Annotated in this window: 23 protein-coding genes; 8 read left to right on the forward strand and 15 right to left on the reverse strand. The window is 70.0% G+C overall.

Annotated features, from left to right (window positions below):
* Positions 1-108: 108 nt before the first annotated feature.
* The 3 genes from ACIBHY_RS09385 to ACIBHY_RS09395 all read right to left on the reverse strand — a co-directional run bounded on the left by ACIBHY_RS09385 (position 109) and on the right by ACIBHY_RS09395 (position 1,682).
* On the reverse strand, positions 109-486 hold the full coding sequence (locus ACIBHY_RS09385) for a GntR family transcriptional regulator (RefSeq protein WP_397249679.1): 378 nt from the start codon (positions 484-486) through the stop codon (positions 109-111).
* Positions 483-1,295: a hypothetical protein gene (locus ACIBHY_RS09390; RefSeq protein WP_397249677.1), complete on the reverse strand. Its 813-nt coding sequence runs from the start codon at positions 1,293-1,295 to the stop codon at positions 483-485. Before ACIBHY_RS09390 ends, ACIBHY_RS09385 begins: the two co-directional genes overlap by 4 nt.
* Positions 1,296-1,412: 117 nt before the next feature.
* The gene (locus tag ACIBHY_RS09395; protein ID WP_397306398.1) at positions 1,413-1,682 is read right to left on the reverse strand and encodes a helix-turn-helix domain-containing protein; all 270 of its coding nucleotides are present in this window, start codon (positions 1,680-1,682) and stop codon (positions 1,413-1,415) included.
* Positions 1,683-1,766: 84 nt separating this feature from the next.
* Here ACIBHY_RS09395 and map point away from each other — a divergent pair, with 84 nt between their 5' ends.
* Both map and ACIBHY_RS09405 read left to right on the forward strand, forming a co-directional pair.
* Positions 1,767-2,537 (forward strand): type I methionyl aminopeptidase, encoded by a 771-nt coding sequence (gene map / locus ACIBHY_RS09400; protein WP_397249673.1) that lies wholly within the window; start codon positions 1,767-1,769, stop codon positions 2,535-2,537.
* A 158-nt stretch (positions 2,538-2,695) separates the two neighbouring features.
* The gene (locus tag ACIBHY_RS09405; RefSeq protein ID WP_397249671.1) at positions 2,696-3,712 is read left to right on the forward strand and encodes a hypothetical protein; all 1,017 of its coding nucleotides are present in this window, start codon (positions 2,696-2,698) and stop codon (positions 3,710-3,712) included.
* A gap of 421 nt (positions 3,713-4,133) precedes the next feature.
* On the opposite strand, the gene ACIBHY_RS09410 is transcribed toward ACIBHY_RS09405, so the two are convergent.
* The 3 genes from ACIBHY_RS09410 to ACIBHY_RS09420 are packed head-to-tail and all read right to left on the reverse strand — an operon-like array spanning position 4,134 to position 7,102.
* The gene (locus ACIBHY_RS09410) at positions 4,134-5,639 is read right to left on the reverse strand and encodes a tripartite tricarboxylate transporter permease (RefSeq protein WP_397306399.1); all 1,506 of its coding nucleotides are present in this window, start codon (positions 5,637-5,639) and stop codon (positions 4,134-4,136) included.
* A 1-nt stretch (position 5,640) separates the two neighbouring features.
* Positions 5,641-6,102 (reverse strand): tripartite tricarboxylate transporter TctB family protein, encoded by a 462-nt coding sequence (locus ACIBHY_RS09415; RefSeq protein ID WP_397249667.1) that lies wholly within the window; start codon positions 6,100-6,102, stop codon positions 5,641-5,643.
* Between the two features lies 1 nt (position 6,103).
* Positions 6,104-7,102, reverse strand: coding sequence for a tripartite tricarboxylate transporter substrate-binding protein (locus ACIBHY_RS09420; protein WP_397306400.1), 999 nt, complete (start codon positions 7,100-7,102; stop codon positions 6,104-6,106).
* 144 nt (positions 7,103-7,246) lie between these two features.
* Between ACIBHY_RS09420 and ACIBHY_RS09425 the strand changes: the two genes are divergently transcribed.
* The gene (locus tag ACIBHY_RS09425) at positions 7,247-7,909 is read left to right on the forward strand and encodes a response regulator transcription factor (RefSeq protein ID WP_397306401.1); all 663 of its coding nucleotides are present in this window, start codon (positions 7,247-7,249) and stop codon (positions 7,907-7,909) included.
* Between the two features lie 6 nt (positions 7,910-7,915).
* The gene (locus tag ACIBHY_RS09430; RefSeq protein WP_397306402.1) at positions 7,916-9,331 is read left to right on the forward strand and encodes an ATP-binding protein; all 1,416 of its coding nucleotides are present in this window, start codon (positions 7,916-7,918) and stop codon (positions 9,329-9,331) included.
* 11 nt (positions 9,332-9,342) lie between these two features.
* Here ACIBHY_RS09430 and ACIBHY_RS09435 read toward each other — a convergent pair whose 3' ends face one another.
* Complete coding sequence (locus ACIBHY_RS09435; protein ID WP_397306403.1) at positions 9,343-10,302, reverse strand: TAXI family TRAP transporter solute-binding subunit; 960 nt, start codon at positions 10,300-10,302, stop codon at positions 9,343-9,345.
* A gap of 426 nt (positions 10,303-10,728) precedes the next feature.
* Here ACIBHY_RS09435 and ACIBHY_RS09440 point away from each other — a divergent pair, with 426 nt between their 5' ends.
* Entirely contained in the window at positions 10,729-11,148 is a 420-nt protein-coding gene (locus ACIBHY_RS09440; protein ID WP_397249657.1) for a tautomerase family protein, read from the forward strand.
* A 192-nt stretch (positions 11,149-11,340) separates the two neighbouring features.
* On the opposite strand, the gene ACIBHY_RS09445 is transcribed toward ACIBHY_RS09440, so the two are convergent.
* The 5 genes from ACIBHY_RS09445 to ACIBHY_RS09465 all read right to left on the reverse strand — a co-directional run bounded on the left by ACIBHY_RS09445 (position 11,341) and on the right by ACIBHY_RS09465 (position 15,299).
* The gene (locus ACIBHY_RS09445; protein WP_397306404.1) at positions 11,341-12,123 is read right to left on the reverse strand and encodes a 2-keto-4-pentenoate hydratase; all 783 of its coding nucleotides are present in this window, start codon (positions 12,121-12,123) and stop codon (positions 11,341-11,343) included.
* Positions 12,124-12,126: 3 nt separating this feature from the next.
* Positions 12,127-13,131, reverse strand: coding sequence for a 4-hydroxy-2-oxovalerate aldolase (gene dmpG, locus ACIBHY_RS09450; protein ID WP_397306405.1), 1,005 nt, complete (start codon positions 13,129-13,131; stop codon positions 12,127-12,129).
* Positions 13,128-14,003, reverse strand: coding sequence for an acetaldehyde dehydrogenase (acetylating) (locus ACIBHY_RS09455; RefSeq protein ID WP_397249651.1), 876 nt, complete (start codon positions 14,001-14,003; stop codon positions 13,128-13,130). The genes dmpG and ACIBHY_RS09455 overlap by 4 nt, the downstream gene beginning before the upstream one ends.
* A 76-nt stretch (positions 14,004-14,079) precedes the next feature.
* The gene (locus ACIBHY_RS09460) at positions 14,080-14,580 is read right to left on the reverse strand and encodes a RidA family protein (RefSeq protein WP_397249649.1); all 501 of its coding nucleotides are present in this window, start codon (positions 14,578-14,580) and stop codon (positions 14,080-14,082) included.
* Complete coding sequence (locus ACIBHY_RS09465; protein ID WP_397306406.1) at positions 14,577-15,299, reverse strand: aspartate/glutamate racemase family protein; 723 nt, start codon at positions 15,297-15,299, stop codon at positions 14,577-14,579. Before ACIBHY_RS09465 ends, ACIBHY_RS09460 begins: the two co-directional genes overlap by 4 nt.
* A 99-nt stretch (positions 15,300-15,398) precedes the next feature.
* Here ACIBHY_RS09465 and ACIBHY_RS09470 point away from each other — a divergent pair, with 99 nt between their 5' ends.
* Entirely contained in the window at positions 15,399-16,301 is a 903-nt protein-coding gene (locus ACIBHY_RS09470) for a LysR family transcriptional regulator (RefSeq protein ID WP_397249645.1), read from the forward strand.
* A gap of 466 nt (positions 16,302-16,767) precedes the next feature.
* Here ACIBHY_RS09470 and ACIBHY_RS09475 read toward each other — a convergent pair whose 3' ends face one another.
* The 3 genes from ACIBHY_RS09475 to ACIBHY_RS09485 form a co-directional block, all read right to left on the reverse strand.
* On the reverse strand, positions 16,768-17,118 hold the full coding sequence (locus ACIBHY_RS09475) for a VOC family protein (RefSeq protein ID WP_397249643.1): 351 nt from the start codon (positions 17,116-17,118) through the stop codon (positions 16,768-16,770).
* A gap of 261 nt (positions 17,119-17,379) precedes the next feature.
* Positions 17,380-17,973 carry a TetR/AcrR family transcriptional regulator gene (locus ACIBHY_RS09480; RefSeq protein ID WP_397249641.1) on the reverse strand — a complete coding sequence of 198 codons (594 nt, stop codon included), beginning with the start codon at positions 17,971-17,973 and terminating at the stop codon, positions 17,380-17,382.
* Positions 17,974-18,218: 245 nt separating this feature from the next.
* A complete protein-coding gene (locus ACIBHY_RS09485) occupies positions 18,219-18,641 on the reverse strand; it encodes a hypothetical protein (RefSeq protein ID WP_397249639.1) in 423 nt (140 codons plus the stop codon).
* A 227-nt stretch (positions 18,642-18,868) separates the two neighbouring features.
* Between ACIBHY_RS09485 and ACIBHY_RS09490 the strand changes: the two genes are divergently transcribed.
* A complete protein-coding gene (locus ACIBHY_RS09490; RefSeq protein WP_397306407.1) occupies positions 18,869-19,147 on the forward strand; it encodes a hypothetical protein in 279 nt (92 codons plus the stop codon).
* Between the two features lie 361 nt (positions 19,148-19,508).
* On the forward strand, positions 19,509-20,984 hold a 1,476-nt coding region (locus ACIBHY_RS09495), incomplete at its 3' end, for a hypothetical protein (RefSeq protein ID WP_397306408.1).

Below are 20,984 nucleotides of genomic sequence, written 5' to 3' on the forward strand. Positions count from 1 at the left end.
CGGAGCGGGGCCGGCCGCATCCTCCAACGTTGATCATTCCGCGAGTATTCCGAAACGACGTCTTGTGGATCATGGTTCCGGCGGCGGTCGCGGGTCCTCGGGTCGCCGTTACGGCGAGGCCGGTGCTGTCGTGCCGGAGGCCAGTGCCGCCTGGACGATGCGGATCGCCTCGCCCGCGTCGAGGCCGACGCTGGCGATCACGGCGGCGTAGTCGGCGGCGGCCCGGCGGGCTCGCTCCCGGCCTTCTTCGCCGGCGGACGACACGAACGAGCCGGCCCGCCCGCGGGTCTCGATCAGCCCCGCCTCCTCCAGCTCCCGGTAGGCCCGGCCGACCGTGTTGACGGCCAGGCCGAGGTCGGCCGCCAGGTGGCGGATGGTCGGCAGCCGGGCGCCCACGGCCAGCGTGCGGTCCTGGATCTGCCGGGCGAGCTGAACCCGCAACTGCTCGAACGGCGGCACCGGCGAGGTCGCGTCGATGACGATCATTGAACGATCATGGCCCGCCGGGCCACCGTCGCGCACGACGCCGTCCTGGCGTGGAGCGCGACGCACGCGGCCAGGCTCAGAACGATGAAGGCGAACGCGGCGGCGCCCCACCAGCCGGGCGCGGTGCCGAACAGCACCACCGGAAGCGACCACTGCACGCTCGGCGTGGTGAGCTCGCGGGCGTCTTCGACGCGCATGATGACGTCGGCGGTCAGCGACTCCTCGTCCTCCGCCACGACCGGGAACCTGAGCAGGTGGCGCAGCTGCATGCCGGTGATGGCCGTCGCGCCGAGCAGGCCGATCAGCACGACGACGGCCAGCTGCCGCACGGTGGGGTCGGGCACGGTCAGGGCGCTGGCGGCCAGCGCCATCGCACCGGCGAACGTGGCGATCGCGAAGACGGCGTACGGCCGGCCGAGCACGACCCGCCAGCCGGGCTGGATCGGATGGGCGGCCCGGCGCGACAGCGTAGCGCCCGCTCGCCGGTCGACGCGTCGCACCCACCGGCCGAGCAGGGACTGCGCCAGCAGAAGCCCGGCCACCGACACGGCCAGGGCCAGCAGCAGGAGCGGGCGATACCGCTGGAGGCCGCCGAAGGCGGAAGTGGCGGCGAGGGCGCTCACGATGATCAGCGCGGCCAGGATGACGTACGTGGCCAGGCGGGCGCGTCTGCGGACCGCCAGCCGGCTGGCCAGCAGCGGGGTCGGCCGGGCGCCGGCCAGGTCGTGCTGGGCGAGCCACTCACCCGCCAGCCGCAGGTCGGCCGCACGGCTTCGCGGGTCGGTGCCCGGTAGGGGTTCGCGCGTCACAGCGCCTCCTTTGTCGCAAGCTTTGTAGCAACATAGTGCGACATGCCTTGCGACAAAGTCAACGCCCCGCAGGCTCTTGGCCTCGGGGCGATGGTGGTCGTGCGGGGGCGTCGGCGGCTACGAGGCGGCCTCCAGGGGTACGTCGTTGCCGCGCCAGGTGGCGGCCAGCTCTTGAACGGGCAGGTTGAGTGCCTCGCCGAGGCGGACGATCGTGCCGAATCCTGGGGACGGCAGGCGTCCCGTCTCGATCTTGCGCAGGGTCTCCGGCGAGATGCCGGCCGCGCCCGCGACTTCCTCCAGGTCGCGTCCCGCTCGCGCGCGGCGCAACAGGGTGCCGAGACGCCTGCCGGCTTCGATCTGCTCGGGTGTGAGCGGTTGGCGGACCATGCCCCCAGCATAGGGTTGGTATTACTATACCGGCAAGTGTTAAGGTTGCCGGTATAGTAATACCGACTTTGACGCGAGGTTTTCGTGATTGAACTGAAGACGCCTGCCGAGATCCAGCGCATGCAGGTGGCCGGGCGTTTCGTCGCCGAGGTGCTCTCCGAGGTCGGCCGGCTCGCCGAGGTGGGCGTCAACCTGCTGGACCTGGAACGCCACGTGCGCGGCATGATCAAACGGCGCGGGGCGGACTCGTGCTACTGGGACTACGCGCCGTCCTTCGGGCGCGGCCCGTTCCGCAACGTCATCTGCCTGTCCGTCAACGACGCCGTCCTGCACGGCCTGCCACGCGACTACACCCTGCGCGACGGGGACGTGCTCAGCGCGGACCTCGCGGTCGGCATCGACGGCTGGGTGGCCGACTCGGCGCGTACGATCGTCGTCGGCACCGCTGCCGAGGAGGACCTGCGGATCATCCGCGCCACCGAGGAAGCGCTGGAGGCGGCGATCGAGGCGGCACGTCCGGGCAACCGCCTGGGCGACATCTCGGCGGCCGTCTGGGCGGTGGCCCGCGACCACGGCTATCCGGTCAACACCGAGTTCGGCGGTCACGGCATCGGCCGTACCATGCACGAGGAACTCCACGTTCCCAACAAGGGCCGGGCGGGCCGCGGCCTGATACTCCGGCCGGGACTGACTCTCGCGCTCGAACCCTGGTTCGCGCGGACGACCGATCGGATCGTCTACGACGCCGACGGCTGGACCATCCGCTCGGCCGACGGCTCACGCACGGCCCACTCCGAGCACACGATCGCCATCACCGACGACGTCCCCTTGGTGCTCACCCGGCGTGAAACGTAGAACTCCGGAAGACGCCAGGCACGGAAACCGGCTGGCGCGTACGCCCGTCGTCGTAGCCGCCCTACCACCGCCGGATGCCTTCCCCGGTGCGACGACACACCGGTCGGCGGGCGGCGAGGATCGAGGCTCCACTCGCACGATCGTGAGGAGCATCGGGGATGTCATCCCTCATCCGTCATGTCAGCCCTGTCCGGCCGGAGCGGGCCCGCGGCCTGGTCGCCGAGGTGTACACGCAGGTGAACCGGGAGTTCAGCAGCATCGGCCCGGCGGTGATGATGTTGTCGAAGTCGGAGGAGCTGATGGCGGCCGGGTGGTCGCTGATGCGGGAGGCGCAGCTGGCCGGCTCAGTCCCGATGCTCGACAAGGCGGTCGCCGCCCTGGGCGCGGCGCTGGCCAACGGCGTCCCGTACGAGATCGAGACGCTCGTGGTGGTGGTGCGCCGCCTGGGGGCGGGCGCGCTCGCCGACGCCGTCCAGCGTGGTGAAGATCCGGCCGATGTACGGCTTGGCGCACTGCTTTCCTGGGCTTCCTCCACCGGCGTACGTGAGCCGGGCGAAGCGCCGTTCACCGGCGAGACGGCCGCCGAACTGGTCGGCACAGTCCTTTTCACCCATTTCATCGACCGGGTGGCCGCGGCGATGCTGCCGGCGGGCCTGATGCCCGGCACCCTGAACCCCGAGGACCCGCCGGCGTTCGAGGACGCTCCCGTGCTGCGCGAGCCCACCGGAGAACTGAAGCCCGGCGCCACCCTGGCGCTGCTGGACGGCCTGCCCTCCCGGGAAGAGCCCGCCTGGGCCGAGGGCACCCCGATCGGCGCCGCGTACGCCGCGCTGACGGCGACCGCGGGCCAGGGCGCCGCGCTGCTCTCCCCGGCGGCGTCGGACGTGGTGACCGCGACGATCACCGCCCACCGCGGCCGCCGCGTGCCCGCGGGTGCGTGGCTGGACGAGGCCCTGGCCCCGCTGGAGGGCGGCGGCCGGGCGGGCGCGAAGGTCGCCCTCCTGGCCGGCCTGGCCCCCGACGTCCTCACCGACGAGGACGTCGTGGAGTGGCGGGCCGGCGACCGTCACCTCAGCGACCACTGCACCACCCACCTGCTGGCCTACGGCGTGATCACCGCCGTCGAAGCCATCGAGACCGACATCGCCACCGCGCTCCGTCCGTCAGCGCCTTGAGACGATCTCGCGCGGTGGCAGGTGGTGTGGGCCTGAGCAGCAAAGCAGGCGCCCCACTCGATGTGGGGCGCCTGGTAAGACGTCAAGGCCGCTGTGGCGGTCGCCTCCTCGGCGAGAGGCACAACACGGCTCCAGCCGAACGGTATTCCGTGAAGGCGGTAATTTGCGGCCCGGGGGACACTAACCACAGCGGCCACTCGACTCTAACCGACTTCCGGCACCCTGTATTCCAAGCGGTGCCAAGTGCTGGTCACGTTCTGGCCGGTGGCAGCGGAGAATTCGCAGCTCATCGGACTTCCCGGGCCATCCAGGAAACCTTCAGCTCCCGAACCGGCGCGAAGCCACCCTCGGGCGAACGCGGAAGGCCTGTCTGGATCACCGCACGCGTGAGATGTGGGCGCTCCGGCTCGTGCCCATGGGGTCAGTCCTCCTCGGTGAACACGATCTCGCGACGTCGCCGGATCGCCGGGAGCGCCGCGATGATCAGGGCCGCCACGGCCAGCACCAGCAGCACCGCCGAGATCGGCCGGGTGAGGAAGACGGTCGCGTCGCCACGCGAGATGATCAGCGCCCGCCGCAGGTTCTCCTCGATCAGCGGTCCGAGCACGAACCCGAGCAGCAGCGGCGCCGGCTCGCAGCCGCACTTGATCAGGACGTACCCCAGGAGCCCGAAGAAGACGATCGCGTAGACGTCGTAGGCGTTGAACCCCAGGGAGTAGGTCCCGATCGCCGCGAACAGGATGATCATCGGGAAGAGCACCTGGTAGGGGATGCGCAACATGCGTACCCAGATGCCGATCAACGGCAGGTTGAGCAGGACCAGCAGCACGTTGCCGATCCACATCGAGGCGATCAGGCCCCAGAACAGCGCCGGCTCGTCGGTGATGACGTTCGGTCCGGGGGTGATGCCGTGGACGATGAACGCGCCGACCATCAGCGCCATCACCGGGTGAGCGGGCAGGCCGAGAGTGAGGAGCGGGATGAAGGAGGTCTGCGCCGCGGCGTTGTTCGCCGACTCGGGACCGGCGACCCCCTCGATCGCGCCGTGCCCGAACTCCTCCCGGCGCTTCGAGACGCGCTTCTCGACGGCGTAGGAGGTGAACGAGGCCAGCACGTGACCCCCGCCGGGGAGTACGCCGAGCGCGGCGCCGAGCCCGGTGCCGCGCAGGATCGGGCCGGTGATCCGGCGGCGGTCCTCGCGGGTGGGCCAGAGGTTGCGCACCCGGCCGGCGATGGTGGTGCGGGCGTGCTCGTTCTCCAGGTTGCGCAGGATCTCCGCGACGCCGAACATGCCCACCGCGACCGATACGAAGTCGATGCCGCCGAACAGCTCACGCTGGTCGAAGGTGAAACGCGGGGTGCCGGTGTAGATGTCCTGCCCGACCGTGCCGAGCAGTACGCCCAGCGCGATCATCGCCAGGGCCTTCAGCGCCGAGCCGCGCGCCAGCGAGATCGAGACGATGAGGCCGAGGAGCACGAGCGAGAAGTACTCGGCGGGCCCGAACTGCAACGCGACGCGGGCCAGGGGAGGGGCTGCGACGGCCAGCACCACGGTCGCCACCGTACCGGCGATGAAGGAGCCGACCGCGGCCGCGGCAAGCGCCGCGCCCGCCCGGCCCTGGCGGGCCATCTCGTGGCCGTCGAGGGCGGTGACCGCCGCCGATGACTCGCCGGGCAGGTTGATCAGGATGGCCGTGGTCGAGCCGCCGTACTGCGCGCCGTAGTAGATGCCCGCCAGCATGATCAGCGCCGTGACCGGCTCGAAGTTGAAGGTGATCGGCAGCAGCATCGCCACCGTCGCCGTCGGCCCGATGCCGGGCAGGACGCCGACGGCGGTGCCGAGCAGGACGCCGACGAAGCAGTAGACGACGTTCTGGATCAGCAGGGCGGTCGAGAAGCCCAGGGCGAGATTGTCGAGGAGGTCCATGTCACATTCCCAGCCACGGGCCGATCAACGGGATCCGCAGCCGCAGTCCGACGACGAAGATGACGGTGGCCGCCGCGGTCAGCCCGGCCGTCACGGCCACGGCCGTGAGCGGGCGTACGCGGGTGCTGGCCAGCGCCGTCAGCAGGACGGTCACGGCCGAGGCCGGGACGAAGCCGAGGCCGCGGACCGTGAGCCCGAAGAAGACGAGCGCGGCGGTGATCGCGGCGACGGCCCGCCACGGGATCGGCCCGAACGCGATCAGCTCGCCCGCCACCAGGCCCTTGACGACGATCGCCAGGCCCAGGGCGGCGACGATCAACCCCGCCAGCAGCGGGAAGGCGCCGGGGCCCATCCGCAGCGGGGTGCCCAGCTCGTAGCCGAGCGACCCCGCCGCGAACGCGCCGCCGAGCAGGACGAAGATTCCCCCGGCGAGAACGTCGGGGAGGGATCGGCTGCGCTTCACCTCAGGAGGCCTTGACCCCTGCGTCGGCGATGACCTTGGCCCAGATGCCGAGCTGCTCCTCCAGCTTGGCGCGGTGCGCCTGCGGGGTGGCGTCCTCGGCCTTGACCGGCTCTGTGCCGAGCTTGGCCATCTGGTCGATGACCTTCTGGTCGGCCAGCGCGGTCTTCAACGCCTCCGTCAGCTTCTGCACGACGTTCTGTGGCGTGCCCTTGGGCGCGTACAGTCCGTGCCACACGCTCACCTTGAGGTCGGGCAGGCCCGCCTCGGCGGTGGTGGGCAGGTTGGGCAGGCTCTTGACCCGCTCGGGCGTGGTGACGGCGTAGGCCTTGACCTCGCCGGCGTTGATCTGGCCGCTGGTGTTGGTCGTCTGGTCGCACATGAAGTCGACCTGGCCGCCGACCAGGTCGGTCAGCGCGGGCCCCGTGCCCTTGTACGGGACCTCCTGCAGCTTGACCCCGGTGGCCGTCTGGAACAGCAGGCCGCACAGGTGGGAGGCGGCGCCGACGCCGGCGTTGGCCAGGGTGACCTTGGCGGCGTTCGCCTTCACGTAGGTGACCAGCTCCTGGAGCGTCTTGGGCTCGAAGTTCTTGCTCGCGACGATGGTCATGGGCACCTCGGTGACCAGGCCGATCATCTCGAAGCTCTCCAGCGGCTTGAAGCCGAGGTTGGCGTAGAGGGCGGGGGCCGTGGACATGCCGATGTGGTGCATCAGCACGGTGTAGCCGTCGGGGTCGGCGTTGGCGACCTCGTCCGCGCCGACGGTGCCGCCCGCGCCCTCGACGTTCTGGACGACGATCTTGGCGCCGAGCTTGGCGGCCATCGGCTCGGCGATCATGCGGGTGACGGTGTCGGTAGGCCCGCCCGCGCTGAACGGGACCACGATGGTGATGTTCTGCTCCGGGTAGCCGCCGCCGCCCGCGCTCCCGCCTGCGCCACAGGCGGCGGTGAGGGACAGGACGCAGATCGCGGCGATCATCCGTAATGTGCTGGTCGTAGGCATATCGCGGCCTCCTCGGCAGGGCAGGCGCAGATGTCGTAGTGCGCGGCCTAAGTCTGGGATGGCGGGAGCGCGGATGGTGTCAAAAGAATCCCAAGAAATCTGGGGGTCACACAAACATCGGGCATACCCCTACAATCCGCCTTCATGCGGATCACCATCATCGAGGATGACGACCGCGTGGCCCGGGCGCTGGTGACCGTGCTGACTCAGTCGGGGTTCGACGTCAGCCGCATCGCCACCGCGGCGGAAGCCGTACAGGCTGATCCGGCCGATGTGGTCCTCGTCGACCTGGGCCTGCCCGACGGCGACGGGCTCGACGTGATCCGCAAGCTGCGCGACCGTCCGGAGACCGCGGTGATCGCGGTGACGGCCCGCTCCGAGGAGCATGAGCGGGTACGCGGGCTGCGCGCCGGCGCGGACGACTACATCGTCAAGCCGTTCGGGGTCCCTGAGCTGCTGGCCAGGATCGACGCCGTCCTGCGGCGCACCAGGGTCGCCCGGTCGCTGAGCCACCCGGACGAGCCGCTGGTACTGGGCCCGCTGCGGATCGTCCTGGGCACCAGGGAGGTGAGCGTCGACGGCGTGCCCATGGCGCTGACCCGGAAGGAGTTCGAGTTGCTCCTGCTGCTGGCCCGCCGGGCGCCGAACGTGGTCAGCCGCGAGACCATCCTCGACCAGGTCTGGGGCGCGGTCTGGGAGGCCTCCAGCCGTACCCTGGACACCCACATCGCCGCGGTCCGCCACAAACTCGGTCCGGCGGTGCCCATCCGGACGGTCCACGGGGTCGGCTACCGGATCCAGGCCTGACCGGCCGTGCACCGCCGCCTGCTGGTCGTCCTGGTACCTCTCGCGGTCCTGCTCGTCGTGGCGCTCGGGGCTCCGCTCGGCGTCACGGTGGCCGAGCGGGAGATGCAGGAGACCTACGTCGACCGGCTCAACGACGCGGGCCGCTTCGCCTCGCTGGCCGACGCCGCGCTGTCGACGGGCCGGACGCAGGCGCTGCAGCAGGAGCTCGCCACCTACCACGAGCTCTACGGCATCCGGGCCGCCGTCATCGACACCTCCGGCGCGGTGCTGCTGGGGCCGTCGGGCGCCTACCTGGAGGCGGCGCGGGCCCAGCCGGCCCTGCCCGGGATCGTGACGGCGGCGCTGGCGGGCACACGCTCGGAGCCGTCGGGCGAGTGGGCGCCGTGGGACGACGCCGCCCTGGTCGTCGCCGAGCCGGTGGGCCGTGACAGCGAGGTCGTCGGCGCGGTCGTCACCATCTCGGACCTGTCGAAAACCAGGCACCGCATCCTCGTCCGCTGGGCCCAGCTGGCCGGACTCGGACTGCTCCCGCTCATCGGCCTGGTGGCCGTCGCCTGGCCGGTGTCGGCGTGGGTGCTCCGGCCCGTGCGCGAGCTGGACGCGGCCAGCTCGCGCATCTCCCAGGGCGATCTCACGATCCGGGCGGACGCCGAGGCGGGCCCGATGGAGCTGCGGCGCCTCGCCGGCTCGTTCAACACGATGATGGACGCGGTCGAGAACGCGGTCAGGCGGCAGCGGGCGTTCGTCTCCGACGCCTCCCACCAGCTGCGCAACCCCCTGACCAGCCTGCGCCTGGCGGTGGAGAGCGTCGAGCCGTATCTCCGGGCGGAGGGCCGGCCGGTGTACGACATGGCCGTCGACGAGGCCAAGGCGATGCAGGACCTGCTCAACTCACTGCAGGCCAGCGCCCGCATGGAGAGCATCCGTACGTCTTCGCCCGTCGACCTCGACGAGGTCCTGGCCACCCGGGTGGAGCGCTGGCGGGCACTGACGGGTATGGCTGGGCAACGGCTGTCGGTCGACGTGCCGCCGGGCCTGCGGGTCCTGGAGCCCTCCGGCGGGTTGGGCAGCATCCTGGACGAGCTGGTCAGCAACGCGCTGCGGTTGTCGGACGCGGGCCACGTGGAGGTCTCCGCCCGCGCCCGCGACGAGGTGATCACGATCGCCGTCCGCGACGACGGCCAGGGCATGGACGAGCCCGAACGATCCCAGGCGTTGCAGCGCTTCTGGCGCTCACCCCGGCACCAGAACCTCCCGGGAACCGGGCTGGGCCTGGCGATCTGCGCCGACCTGGTCGGCGCGGCCGGGGGCGGGCTGCGCGTCGAGGACGGGCTGCCGCGCCCCGACGACTCCACCCACGGCCGGGGATGCGGCTTCGCGACGGTGATCACACTGCCGGCCGTACCGGACGAGACCGGATAGACGGCAACCGGTCAGTGCTTGCGGTCGCGGAACCACGCGGCCGCGCCCGGGTGCAGGGGCACCGGGCCGGTGGAGATGCCGGTACGCACATTGATGTGCCACGCCTCCGGCACCGCCTCGGGACCGGAGTCCCCGCCCCCGGTGATCGCCCGGGTGTGCGTGAAGATCGTGTCGGCGATGGCGTACACCAGATCGGCGGCCACGTCGTCGCGCACGAGCAACACGTTCGGCACGGCCACGGCGGGCGTCGCCGGAACCCCCGCGTAGGCGGTCGCCGGGATCGTCCCCGGGCTGTAGGGGCCGGGATAGGCGGTGAAGAGCGCGTCCACCTGCGAGTCGAGCGGGATCAGCCGCACCCGGTGCCGCAGCGCCAGCTCCGTGATCGCCGGAGTCGGGACCCCGGTCAGCGAGAACATCGCGTCGATCGCCCCGTCCCGCAGGGCCGCGGCCGACTCCGCCTGGCTCAGGAGCCGCGCCTGCGCCGCGACCCGGCTCAGCTCCAGCACCCGCCGCGAGGTGAACTCCGTGCCCGAGTCACGCGCGCCCAGGGAGACCCGCCTGCCCACGAGGTCGCGCAGCGCCCCGATCGGCGATCCGGCCATGACCACGAGATGCAGATGGCTGTCATAGAGCCGGCAGAGCGCGGACAGCCCCGGGGGCGCGCCGCCGTCGGCGGTGATGAGCGCGTCGAGGCTGGACAACCCGAGGTGGACCTCCCCGGCGCGCAACATCCGGATGTTGTCGGTGGACGCGCCGCTCGGCACCGTGCTCATGGTCACGCCCGGCACCTGCCGCGAGACGTGCTCGGCCAGCGCGCCGCCGATCCGCCGGTACACCGCCCCCGCCGGGCCCGTCGCCAGGCGCAGCCGTACCTCGTCGCTCTCCGGGCCCGCGGCGCACCCGGCCAGCAGCCCGCCGGCGGCCACCAGCACCGCCCGCCGGCTGAGCCGCGGCAGCGCATTCGACACCATGACGAGATGATAGGGACGGCCATGACGACAGGTGTAGCGGCCGTGGAAAGCGGTCACCCCGTGGGTGCGGTGACAGCGGCATCGGACGGCCGATCGACAGCGTCGAGGCATACGTGCCGCTTGTCCGGCCGGACTCCTCGACGGTCTGGGAGATCCTCAAGGAGAAGGGTTTGAACCGGCGCCCGAGCGGGCGTCCATCGAACGTGCGCCGCGAAGTGACCGTGATGGTGACGGGCTGTCCGGGATTCGGGCCTGTCAGCGGTCGTCTCCCCGCCGGGCGGGTTGGTGTCCAGGCGCAGGGGGCGGTCGTTGGCGTGGCCGAGGCGGCGTTCTTCATCCACGGGTCTTGATTAACGCTCCGCCGGATCGCTACCTGACACTGAAGACGTCACGACAATCGGCGATGTTGCCACCGAAGGGGTCCCCATGCCGTTCGTCCGGATCACGTTGAGTACGGACCGTCCCGAACCGATGCGCGCAGCCGTCGCCGAAGGCGTGCGCAGCGCGCTGGTCAGCGCCCTCGGTGTTCCCCCGGACGATCGGTTCCAGATCGTCGACGCGCAACCGGCCACCGCCTTCCACGTAGACCGCCACTTCCTCGACGGTGATCGGCGTGATCCGGTGATGGTGGAGATCACGCTCACCCGCGGGCGGACACGCGACATGAAACTCGCGCTCTACCAGACGATCGTGGCCAACCTGTCCGAAGCCGGCGTGCGACCGGAGGATGTGCTGATCCTGCTGCAGGAGACCGGGCGGGAGGACTGGTCCTTGGGCGGCGGGAAGATGCAGCTGCTCGACGAGGACCTGATCCGCAAGTACGGCTGGTCACCACCGCAGGCGTGATCCCGATTCGCCCTGCGGCCATGCATGGGCCGTCGGTTGAGGACGCCGGAGTTCGTTAGCGCGCTGGTTGGACTGGCCATCGAGGCCTCCCCGCTGACGATCAGGGGTGGCCTCAGATCACGTGCCCGGAGAACGGCGGGAAGCTCACCCCGCCGGTTCCTGGGTGGACAATCCCACGACCTGCGCCGTAGGTCAGGACAGGGTCGCCGTGACCCGGCCGATCCCGGGGAAGTCCGCGGTGACGCTGTCGCCCGGCGCGATCGTGATGGCCCGGGTCATGGAGCCGGACAGCACCACCTGGCCCGGCTCCAGCGACACCCCCAGCGCACCGATGGCGTTCGCCAGCCAGGCCAGTGCGTTGAACGGAGAACCGAGGACCGCCGTCCCCCTGCCGGTTTCGGTGATCATGCCGTTCCTGATCAGCGCGCAGGTCGCGGATCGCAGGTCGACGTCCGCGGGATCGATCGGCGTGCTCCCGAGGATCGCCGCCCCGGACGATGCGTTGTCGGCGATCGTGTCGACGATCGAGATCTTCCAGTCCTGGATCCGGGAGTCGACGATTTCCAGCGCCGGCAGCAGGTATCGCACCGACCTGATGGCGTCGTCGGCGGTCACGCCGGGTCCCCGGAGAGGGGCGCCCAGGACGAAGGCGATCTCCGGCTCGATCCGAGGCTGGGTGAACCCGCGGTAGGGGATCGGCCGGTGCTCGGCGTGGAACATGCTCGCGGTCAGATGGCCGTAGTCCGGCTCGTGGACGCCCATCTGCCGCTGGATGGCGGCCGAGACGAGGCCGATCTTGTGGCCGCGGACCTGGTCTCCGGCCTCGGTCCAGGACCGCACCTGCTCCTGCTGGATCCGGTAGGCGTCGGAGACGGTCGCGCCGGGATAGGTGGTGCTCAGGGGAGGAATCGGTATGCCCGACCGGTAGGCGTGAAGCAGCGCGGCCGCCGCCTCCCGGACCTCAGAAGGCTTCATCGTTCACGCGCCTCGCGCTCGGCCCGACAGCTCCGCCGCCACGTCGATGATCATGTCCTCCTGGCCTCCGATGACCTCGCGTCGCCCCAGTTCCAGGAGAAGCGTGCGCACTGGTACGCCGTACTTGTCCGCGGCGCGCTTCGCCGGGTGGAAAAAGGTGGAGTAGAGACCGGTGTAGCCGAGCAGGAGCGCGGTCTCGTCGATGATCTGCGGTTCGGTCATCAACGGCGCGAGGAGGTGTTCGGCGACCTCGATCAGGGCGAGGACGTCGACTCCTGGGTGGTGGCCGGAACGTTCCAGCGCCGCCGCGAGAGCCTCCGTCTGGGCGTTGCCGGCGCTGGCTCCCAGACCTCGGAGCGAACCGTCGACGTAGGTCGCGCCGTTCTCGACCGCGGCGAGCGCGTTGCCGATACCCACGCCCAGGTTGTTGTGGGCGTGGAAGCCGATGTCCGCGTGGACCGCGTCGCGCAGCGCGGCGACACGGGCTCCGGCGGAACCGGGCACGAGCGCCCCGGCGGAATCGACCACGTAGATCACCTGCGCGCCGTAGGAGTCCAGCTTGGCAGCCTGCTCGGCGAGTGCCGCCGGTTCGAGCTTGTGGCTCATCATCAGGAAGCTCATGACGCGCATGCCGCGCTCGCGGGCGTGGCGGATCGGCTGCTCGGCGCAGTCGGCCTCGGTGCAGTGCGTGGCGACCCGTACGGTGGTCGCCCCGGCGTCGCGGACGGCGTCCAAGGCCGCGAGCGTCGAGATCCCCGGGACGTACAACACGGCGATGTCCGCTCTGTCCACCGCGGCGACGGCGGCCTGTACGTACTCGACGTCCGTCGCGGCGGCGAAGCCGTACTGGATGGAGGAGGCGCCGATGCCGATGCCGTGGGCGACCTCGATGACCCGGACACCGGCCCGGTCGAGGCCACCGGCCACCGCGCCGACCTGTTCCGGTGTGAACGTGTGCGAGACGCTGCTCATGCCGTCGCGCAGGCTCGTGTCCACGAGAGTGATCATCGCACGGCTCCCAGGGTCTTCTCCGCGATCCGTTCGGCGACGGCGGTCGCGGCGGCGGTGATGATGTCGAGATTGCCCGCGTAGGCGGGCAAGAAATCGCCGGCGCCCTCCACCTGCACCATGACGGTGACCAGGTTGCCGTCGACCTCCAAGAATCGCAGCCGGTAACCCGGCACGTACCGTCGGACTTCGGCGACGATGTCTCGTACGGCCTGCTCGATTCGCTCCGCGTCAGTCCGGCGAACCCTCGCGTACACGGTGTCGCGCATGACCATGGGCGGCTCGGCAGGATTGATCAGCGAGAACGCCTTGGCCTCGTCGACCCCGGCGACGGCGGTCAGGGCCTGTCCGGTCTTCTCGCTGAACTCGCTGAGATTCCGCCGAGTGCCCGGACCCGCGCCCGCGCTCGCGATGGTGGCGACGATCTCGCCGTACGAGACGTCGGCGACCTGGTCGATCGCGTACAGGAGGGGGATGGTGGCCTGCCCCGCGCAGCTGACCATGTTGAGATTCGGCGCCCGCAGGTGCTCGTCGAGGTTGACGGCGGGGACGACCCAGGGGCCGACCGACGCGGGTGTCAGGTCGATCGCGGTGATCCCCGCGGCGGCGTAGCGTGGCGCGGCCGCGGCGTGTACCTTCGCCGAGGTCGCCTCGAAGACCAGCGGGGGCCGGTCCGATCGGCTGAGCAGCCAGTCGACGCCCTCCGCCGACACCTCGACACCGAGGTCCCTCGCCCGCCGCAGGCCCTCGCTGCCAGGGTCAATTCCGATCATGAAACGAGGATCGACGAGTTCGGATCGGCGCAACTTGTAGAGCAAGTCCGTTCCGATGTTGCCTGAACCGACGATCGCCGCCGGGACTTTCACGGGCATGCGTACGCGCTCCTTGTGACGAAAGGTGTTGCCGTCCCCACGGGCCGGCGGCCGGGGGTTCCAGGGATTCGCGGGCTCAGCCGCGTGCCGGTCGGCGAATCTCGATCAGAAGTTCCAGTTCGACGGGTGAGTTCAGCGGCAGCGACGACACCCCGACCGCTGAGCGGGCATGCCGTCCGGCGTCGCCGAAAAGTTCGCGGAGCAGGTCCGACGCCCCATCGCCGACCTGTGGGAGCCGGGTGAAATCGGGCGTCGACGCGACGAACACCAGGGCCTTGACCACGCGCGCCACCGCCGCCAGATCGCCGATCTCCGCCTTCAGCGCCGCCAGCGCGTTCAGCGCGCACTGACACGCGCACTCGTAGGCGACTTCCACGCTGACCGTGTCACCGAGCCGGCCGGTCGCGATCAGCCGCCCCTCCCGCAGCGGCACCTGGCCCGAGACGTGGACGTGGTCACCACTGCGTACGGCGGGCACGTAGGCCGCGACCGGAGGGACGACCTCCGGCAACCTCAACCCCAGCGCCTCGAGGCGCCGTTCGGGGTGTGAGAGGGTCGCGCGGCGTCCCGGGCTCATCGAGGGCCACCGCGCCAATCGGGCATCGCACGCTCCCCAACGGCGACGTCGTAGGCCGCACGGGCCAGCAGACGGGTCGAATCCAACGTCGGCAGGCAAGAAACATCGGGCGTGATCAGCAACGGGATCTCGGTGCAGACGAGCGCGACCGCGTCACAGCCCCGGCCGGCCAGCCGTTCGATGACGCGGAGGTACTGCTGGCGCGACGCGTCGCTGATCACACCGTTCACCAGCTCCTTGAAGATCACCTCGTTGACGAGGTCGCGGTCGTCGGCGTCCGGCAGCTCCGCGGCGATCCCACGGGAGGCGAGCGCCCGCGGGTACATCGGGCCGTCCATCGTGTACTTGGTGCCCAGCACGCCGACGCGGGTACGCCCTTCGGCCGCGGCCTGGTCCGCGACGACCTCGGCGATGTGGAGACCCGGCAGCGGGAGGTCCGGTCCCGGCACCTCCAGAGCCATGTGGGCGGTGTTGTCCGGGCAGGCGAAGAAGTCGGCGTCGGCCCGGGCGAGCCGCCGCGCGCTGGTGGCCAGGGTGGCCCGGACGGTCGCGTGATCTCCGCTCTCCCAGGCGGGCATGCTGTACCCGAAGGCGACGTAGTCCAGGGTGACGTCGGGATGCTCGTTGCGACCGGTACGGCGAAATCCCTCCTCGCAGAAGGTGAGGAAGCAAAGGGCGGCTCCTCCCGTGCTGTGAGCGAGAACTCCAAGGTGTTTCACGACGACTCCGGCGTTTCAGAACAGCGGGACGGCTTCATTCTTCCCCTGAGGACCCCAACCCGCCTACTGCAAGGCATCGATCGATATACCATCCATGCTGTGGAGGCATGGATGGATGTGCGGGTGATGGGCTACCTGGTGGTGATCGCCGAAGAGGGATCCATCAGCGGAGCCGCTCGCCGCCTGCGGCTGACCCAGCCGACCCTGAGCCGGCAACTGCGTGACCTGGAACGACGCTTGGATACTGAGCTGTTCGTCCGCACCGGCCGAGGCCTCGCGCCCACCGCGGCCGGCGCGGCGCTGCTCCGGCGAGCCGTGCGCATGCTGGCCGAAGCAGAAGCCGCCCTGCACGACGTACGGCTGGCCGCCGAAGGCAAGACCGGCCGGGTGACGGTCGGGTTCGCCGGATCGGGCATCAACGGCGCGCTGGGAGGCGCCCTCGGCCGGCTGCGAGCGGAACTTCCCGACGTCGACCTGTCCCTGGTGGAGCTGTTCGACGACGCCGAGATGTCGGCCGGCATCCTGGACGGAAGCCTCGACGTGGCCGTGCAGCGGCTGCCGGTCCGCGACGCCCGTCTCGCCACACGAGTCTGGGCGCGAGAGCCGTTGACCCTCTTCCTGCCGGCCGGCCACGCCCTGGCCACGACCCGTGAACCGGCACCGGTGTCCGTACTCAGCGAGATCCCCCTGGTGCTGTGGCCACGCGAATCCGCGCCCCACGCGCACGACGAGATCACCTCGTTGTGCCACCACGCCGGGATCGTTCCGCGCGTCGGCGCACGGGGCCGGACCGTCCAGACGATCCTCGCGCTGGTCGCCGCCGGGTTCGGCGCGGCCGTGATGGCCGACTCCTATCGAGTGCTGCACCGGGACGGCGTGACGGCTCGACGACTCGCGGGTACCGCCACCACCTTGCACCTGGTCTGGCGAGCCGGGGACATGGGCCCGCTCCTCACGCGTTTCATGACCGCCCTGAACGCGGGAGGACCGCGGCGCGAGTGAGCTCGCAGGGCGACCGGGCAGGGGCGACGCCGCATGGCCGCGTCGCCCCTGCCCGGTCAGCTTCACCGCCGTCGCCGCAGCTGCTGGGGTGAGCACGGACTTCCTCTGCCGTCACCCGGAACCACGTGCGCGGATCGAACGGCAACGATCGACGTCGCGCGGTATGGCGGACCCCGTGGTACGGATGCCGAACCCGCTGCCCCGTCATCGGCGCTGAGGGCGCTGGCTCGCACGCTGGAGGAAGAACGAGCCGCTCGGCGCCACGAGACCGCAGAACTGCGCAAAGCGCTGGAAGTGACGCAGGGATCAGGCCTGCAGCATCGGCCAGGGCCTGCACCGCCGCGTCACCGTTGAGGCGGCCATGAGGTCTCCGATGTTCAGGTTCTCCTTCGTCGGCGAACCCTGTACCGGAGACCTCTTCGTCCATCCGGATGCGACACGCGTTGACCGGCTTTGAGACAAGGACCTAACTCAGCTCCTGGACCACGGTGACCAGGTTGCCGTCAGGGTCGTGCAGGTGGCAGAAGGCCACGAGGCCGGGGACGGATTCGATCGCACTGGGCGTGAAACCGTTCTCGACCAGGCTCGCGCGCTCGCGCTCCACGTCCTCGACCACGAGCCGGAGACCCCAGCCGAGCCCGGCCGGTACGACTTCGACGCGCTCGAGCTCGAACCCGTTGTCTCCGGAGACCTCGAAGACGACCATGTCGGGGGCCGACTCCGCGTCCCCCGTCAGGCCGGTGACCCGCTCGTACCACTGCTGTGAGACCGCCAGATCGACGGCCGGGAGACCTACGTAGACACCGTTCAGTTTCATGGTCGTGCTCCTTCGGTTTGATCGTTTCTCCTGCCTTGGTCCCCGAGAGACCGCAGGCCCGTCAATGACGCCGAATCGGTCACGGTTGACCGTGCTCTTGGCGCTGCTCGGCTTCACAGCCGGACCAGGGTGCCCGCCGTTCAGCTGGGCGGCCAGGCCGCCCTCGACGACGGTGCGCGGGAAGACGAAGCGGCACTCCCGAGCATCTTCACTCTTTGCTGAACTCTTGTTCAAAAACAAGTCATGAGGACATGCCGCGCCTCAGCTGAACAGCCGGTCCAGTTGCCGGTCGACCAGACGCTCGGCCATGGCCGGCGGCATCCCGGCTGGATCGGCACAACCGTGCGCCGCGAGTCCATCGACCAATGCCCACAACAACGCCGCCTCCTCGCCCGGATTCAGCTCGCCCGGGATCTCCCCCTCGTCCTGCGCCCGCGCGATGGCCGCCCCGAGGTCGGCCCGTGCGGTGGCGTGCAGCGTCACCTGCACTCGTCGCAGCGCGGGATTGCTCATCGCCCTGCCGCAGAACACCTGGTAAATCTTGATCTCCGCGATCCGCTCGTCGTCCAGCGGGAGCAACTCCAGCAGGCACCGGCGCAGGCGTTCCCTGACCGAGTGACCGGCCTGCCACGCCGTCTTGATCCGCACCATCAGCCGGGCGCCGAGGAACTCGAAGGTCAGCAGCAGCATCTCGTCCTTGGTCGGGAAGTAGCGCTGCACCAGCCCCACGGAGACCCCCGCCTCCGCGGCGACCTCGGCCATCGTGGGCCCTTCCACTCCCCGGGCCGCCATCACCCGGAGCGTGGCCTCCACCACCTGGCGGCGGCGCTCTGCGTGGTCGGCGACTCTCGGCATGCAGGAAATCGTATCACTATATTTTTATTATTGTCGAACCCCGTTCTCGGAACATCGACGCCGCCTGCTCGATCCCCACAGGGTCCCTCGCGCGCCGTGAAGGATCGCCCGGCGCCTTTCGCCCAACCTGCATCGTCGGTGGTAGCAGTCTGCGAACCCGCAAGTCGTGGGCTCGGCGGACGGCGCGATCGAGGATGCCGCCGGTTCGTCGGTGTCCTCGCTCTGGCTGTTCGAGCTCCGCGAGGTCAGGCAGGTCCGGGCTCTTGGTCCTCACCACTGTTGCGAGGTGCTCGATCCCCGTCCAGGACGGCGGCCCGGCTGGCCGCCGCGAAGATCGCCGCGAAGGCGGACCAGGCCACGACATACGCCACGTCGTGGGCCCACGACGGCCCCACGACGACGGTGACCATCTCGCGCCCCTCGAAGTAGATCGCCAGTCCCGCCAACGCTCCGGGGACGGCGCCCCACCATCGCCTCCACCAGACGTCGTGGATCACCACCTCGTAGACCACGAGCGCCATCGGCCCCACGAGCAGCCATTTCATGCTCACGGGTGTCGCCAGCAGGCGCTCGATCGCCATCACGACGATGGCTGACAGCGTGGTCAGCACGACGATGGTGCCGAAAGGGGCCGGTTGATCACGTGGATCCGTCTCTTGGTGCGACATCCTCCCCATGGTCCCCGGCAAGTCGGGCGTGCGACACCGCCAAAGGTATACACGACGGGAGACGACTCCGTGCCCTGCGGCTGACGCACGGATTGCCGCGGTCCTCCTCCGGTTGCCCGGAAGATTATCAATTGATAACCTTCCACTCGTGACGGTTATCGATCGATAGCCAGGGGGTCGGTGTGGCGAGCGAAGTTGCGGTCGTGGGGTCCGGCATCGCGGGACCCATGGCCACGTACGAGCTGAACAAGGGGTCGGCCGCGGCGCGAAGGTCCTCGATGGGGGCGCCTTCCTTCAGGGCGAAGGCGCTGGCCTCTTCGACCTGCCCCAGCAGAACTTTGCGCCGGTTCTTCGCGTCTTGTGGTGTCGTGACCGGCTACTTGCCTCCCGGCTCTCGATGGTCGGCCGACCGCGAACGGGAAGAGGTCGAAGACCGGCGTTCCAGCGAGGTCAACATGGCTGAAGGTGACCACGAAGTGGCCCTGGCCGGGAAAATAAAAGTGTGAACATACTCTTATCGTTGTAGCAAGAGTCGTAGATCGTGCATGGCCGCGTCGCCCGGGTGCTGACGCTGTGGTGGCCACTCGACGGCCCGCGGATGCTCGGGCAACCCTGGATCACGAGGGAGCGGGCCCGTTCACGAGCTGTTGTGAACAGACGCTCACTAGGATATTGGACACTTGTTCAGAAAAGATGGCCGCCCGCTTTCGGGTTTCGGCTCGGTGAGCGCCTGATTCGGCGGGCAGCCGGTGGCTGCCGTGGTGGCTGTCCCCCTGTCGGCGAACGCGAGGTTCGTCGCAGCGCGTGTCATCAACAGGAGGATTCATGGCTATACGGGTTCGTTTACGAAGGTTCGGGGTTCTTGCCGTGGCGTGGGTAATGATGGCCGCGTTCCTGGTGACCTGGCAGGTCGGCAGGGCTGAGCCGGCTCGTGCCGATCCGGGTAACACCTCGTTCTCCTGGCCACTCGGCGGCAAGTCCTACACCGGTGAGTGCAGAATCACCGCGAGCATGGGCTCACAGGTCGGTGCCGACGGCACCATCTATGTCAGTGGCCGCTTCCTCGGTTGCATAGGTGAGCTGGCCGGCCCGTGGAAGTGCCGGAAGCGCACCGGCCCGATGTGCCTGGGCGACGGGACGCTGACGGTGGCGATATGGAAGGCCGGCAGCGACCCCTACCGCGGGGGTGACATGGTCAGCACCCCGGTGTGCATGACCGACAAGGATCTCGCCGGAAACCCGTGCGCCAGGACAGTCCGGATGCGGTTCACCGGGCCCGGCACCTACTGCGGCAGGGCCACTTACACCGACCTGCAGTACATGCTCAGAGAAGCGGAGAAGTGGGTGGCCGGCGGCATGCAGGGGCCGTCCCCCACGGACCCGACGGCGCGGGTGTGCCGGGAGATCACCGGTGTGCCGCCGACGTTCCCGCCGAACGACCCGCCGCCGCCGGACGATCCCCCTCCGGGGGAGCAGCCGCCGGTGGAGACGCCCTGCCCCGAGTTGCCCTCGGTCGGCAACCTGGCCGACGGCACCGTCCTGGCGACGTGTGACACCGGGCGCGTCTACAAGATGGCCGGGGGTGCGCCGCTGTGGATGACGACGTGTGCCAACGGGCTGTGCCCGGGCAGGCATGTCAAGGTGACGCAGCGGATCGTCGACGCGGCCCGGCCGTACCCGCGCGATGGCGCGAGCGTCAGGGACGAAGGCGGCAACATCTTCAAGTTCGTCGGTGGCGCGCCCATCCACCTGTCCAGCTGCGCGCCCGGCTGCGGCAGCCCGGTGCCCGTTCCGGCCGGTACGCTTCAGCTTGAGCATCCAGGCAACCATCTGCGTCAACGCCCGGTGGACGGCGCGACCGCCCGCGACGAAGCCGGCCATGTGTTCAAGTTCGTGGGTGGGGCGCCGGTTCACCTGTCGAGTTGCTCGGTCGGCTGCGGACGCCCTGTGCCGATCACGGGGTGGAGTGTGGCGAACCTCGACCACATGGAGGCTCAGCCGCGTGACGGTGCGACGGCGAAGGACGAGGCGGGCAACGTCTTCAAGTTCGTGGGTGGCGCCCCGATTCACCTGTCGAGTTGTTCGGTCGGTTGTGGTGATCCTGTGCCGGTCACGGGGTGGAGTGTGGCGAACCTGGAGCACATGCTGCCCCATCCGCGTGACGGTGCGACGGCGAAGGACGAGGCGGGCAACGTCTTCAAGTTCGTGGGTGGCGCCCCGATCCGCCTGTCGAGTTGTTCGGTCGGCTGTGGTGATCCTGTGCCGGTCACGGGGTGGAGTGTGGCGAACCTGGAGCACATGCTGCCCCATCCGCGTGACGGTGCGACGGCGAAGGACGAGGCG

Origin of the sequence: Nonomuraea sp. NPDC050547, from assembly GCF_044457345.1 — a bacterium.
GTDB lineage: Bacteria > Actinomycetota > Actinomycetes > Streptosporangiales > Streptosporangiaceae > Nonomuraea.

What these genes read in the sequence shown, in the direction of transcription:
- ACIBHY_RS09385 (WP_397249679.1), bottom strand. Translation starts at nt 486, where the DNA reads ATGATCGTCATCGACGCGACCTCGCCGGTGCCGCCGTTCGAGCAGTTG.
- ACIBHY_RS09395 (WP_397306398.1), bottom strand. Translation starts at nt 1,682, where the DNA reads ATGGTCCGCCAACCGCTCACACCCGAGCAGATCGAAGCCGGCAGGCGT.
- ACIBHY_RS09405 (WP_397249671.1), top strand. Translation starts at nt 2,696, where the DNA reads ATGTCATCCCTCATCCGTCATGTCAGCCCTGTCCGGCCGGAGCGGGCC.
- ACIBHY_RS09410 (WP_397306399.1), bottom strand. Translation starts at nt 5,639, where the DNA reads ATGGACCTCCTCGACAATCTCGCCCTGGGCTTCTCGACCGCCCTGCTG.
- ACIBHY_RS09420 (WP_397306400.1), bottom strand. Translation starts at nt 7,102, where the DNA reads ATGCCTACGACCAGCACATTACGGATGATCGCCGCGATCTGCGTCCTG.
- ACIBHY_RS09425 (WP_397306401.1), top strand. Translation starts at nt 7,247, where the DNA reads ATGCGGATCACCATCATCGAGGATGACGACCGCGTGGCCCGGGCGCTG.
- ACIBHY_RS09435 (WP_397306403.1), bottom strand. Translation starts at nt 10,302, where the DNA reads ATGGTGTCGAATGCGCTGCCGCGGCTCAGCCGGCGGGCGGTGCTGGTG.
- ACIBHY_RS09440 (WP_397249657.1), top strand. Translation starts at nt 10,729, where the DNA reads ATGCCGTTCGTCCGGATCACGTTGAGTACGGACCGTCCCGAACCGATG.
- ACIBHY_RS09445 (WP_397306404.1), bottom strand. Translation starts at nt 12,123, where the DNA reads ATGAAGCCTTCTGAGGTCCGGGAGGCGGCGGCCGCGCTGCTTCACGCC.
- dmpG (WP_397306405.1), bottom strand. Translation starts at nt 13,131, where the DNA reads ATGATCACTCTCGTGGACACGAGCCTGCGCGACGGCATGAGCAGCGTC.
- ACIBHY_RS09455 (WP_397249651.1), bottom strand. Translation starts at nt 14,003, where the DNA reads ATGCCCGTGAAAGTCCCGGCGGCGATCGTCGGTTCAGGCAACATCGGA.
- ACIBHY_RS09460 (WP_397249649.1), bottom strand. Translation starts at nt 14,580, where the DNA reads ATGAGCCCGGGACGCCGCGCGACCCTCTCACACCCCGAACGGCGCCTC.
- ACIBHY_RS09475 (WP_397249643.1), bottom strand. Translation starts at nt 17,118, where the DNA reads ATGAAACTGAACGGTGTCTACGTAGGTCTCCCGGCCGTCGATCTGGCG.
- ACIBHY_RS09480 (WP_397249641.1), bottom strand. Translation starts at nt 17,973, where the DNA reads ATGCCGAGAGTCGCCGACCACGCAGAGCGCCGCCGCCAGGTGGTGGAG.
- ACIBHY_RS09485 (WP_397249639.1), bottom strand. Translation starts at nt 18,641, where the DNA reads ATGTCGCACCAAGAGACGGATCCACGTGATCAACCGGCCCCTTTCGGC.
- ACIBHY_RS09490 (WP_397306407.1), top strand. Translation starts at nt 18,869, where the DNA reads ATGGCCACGTACGAGCTGAACAAGGGGTCGGCCGCGGCGCGAAGGTCC.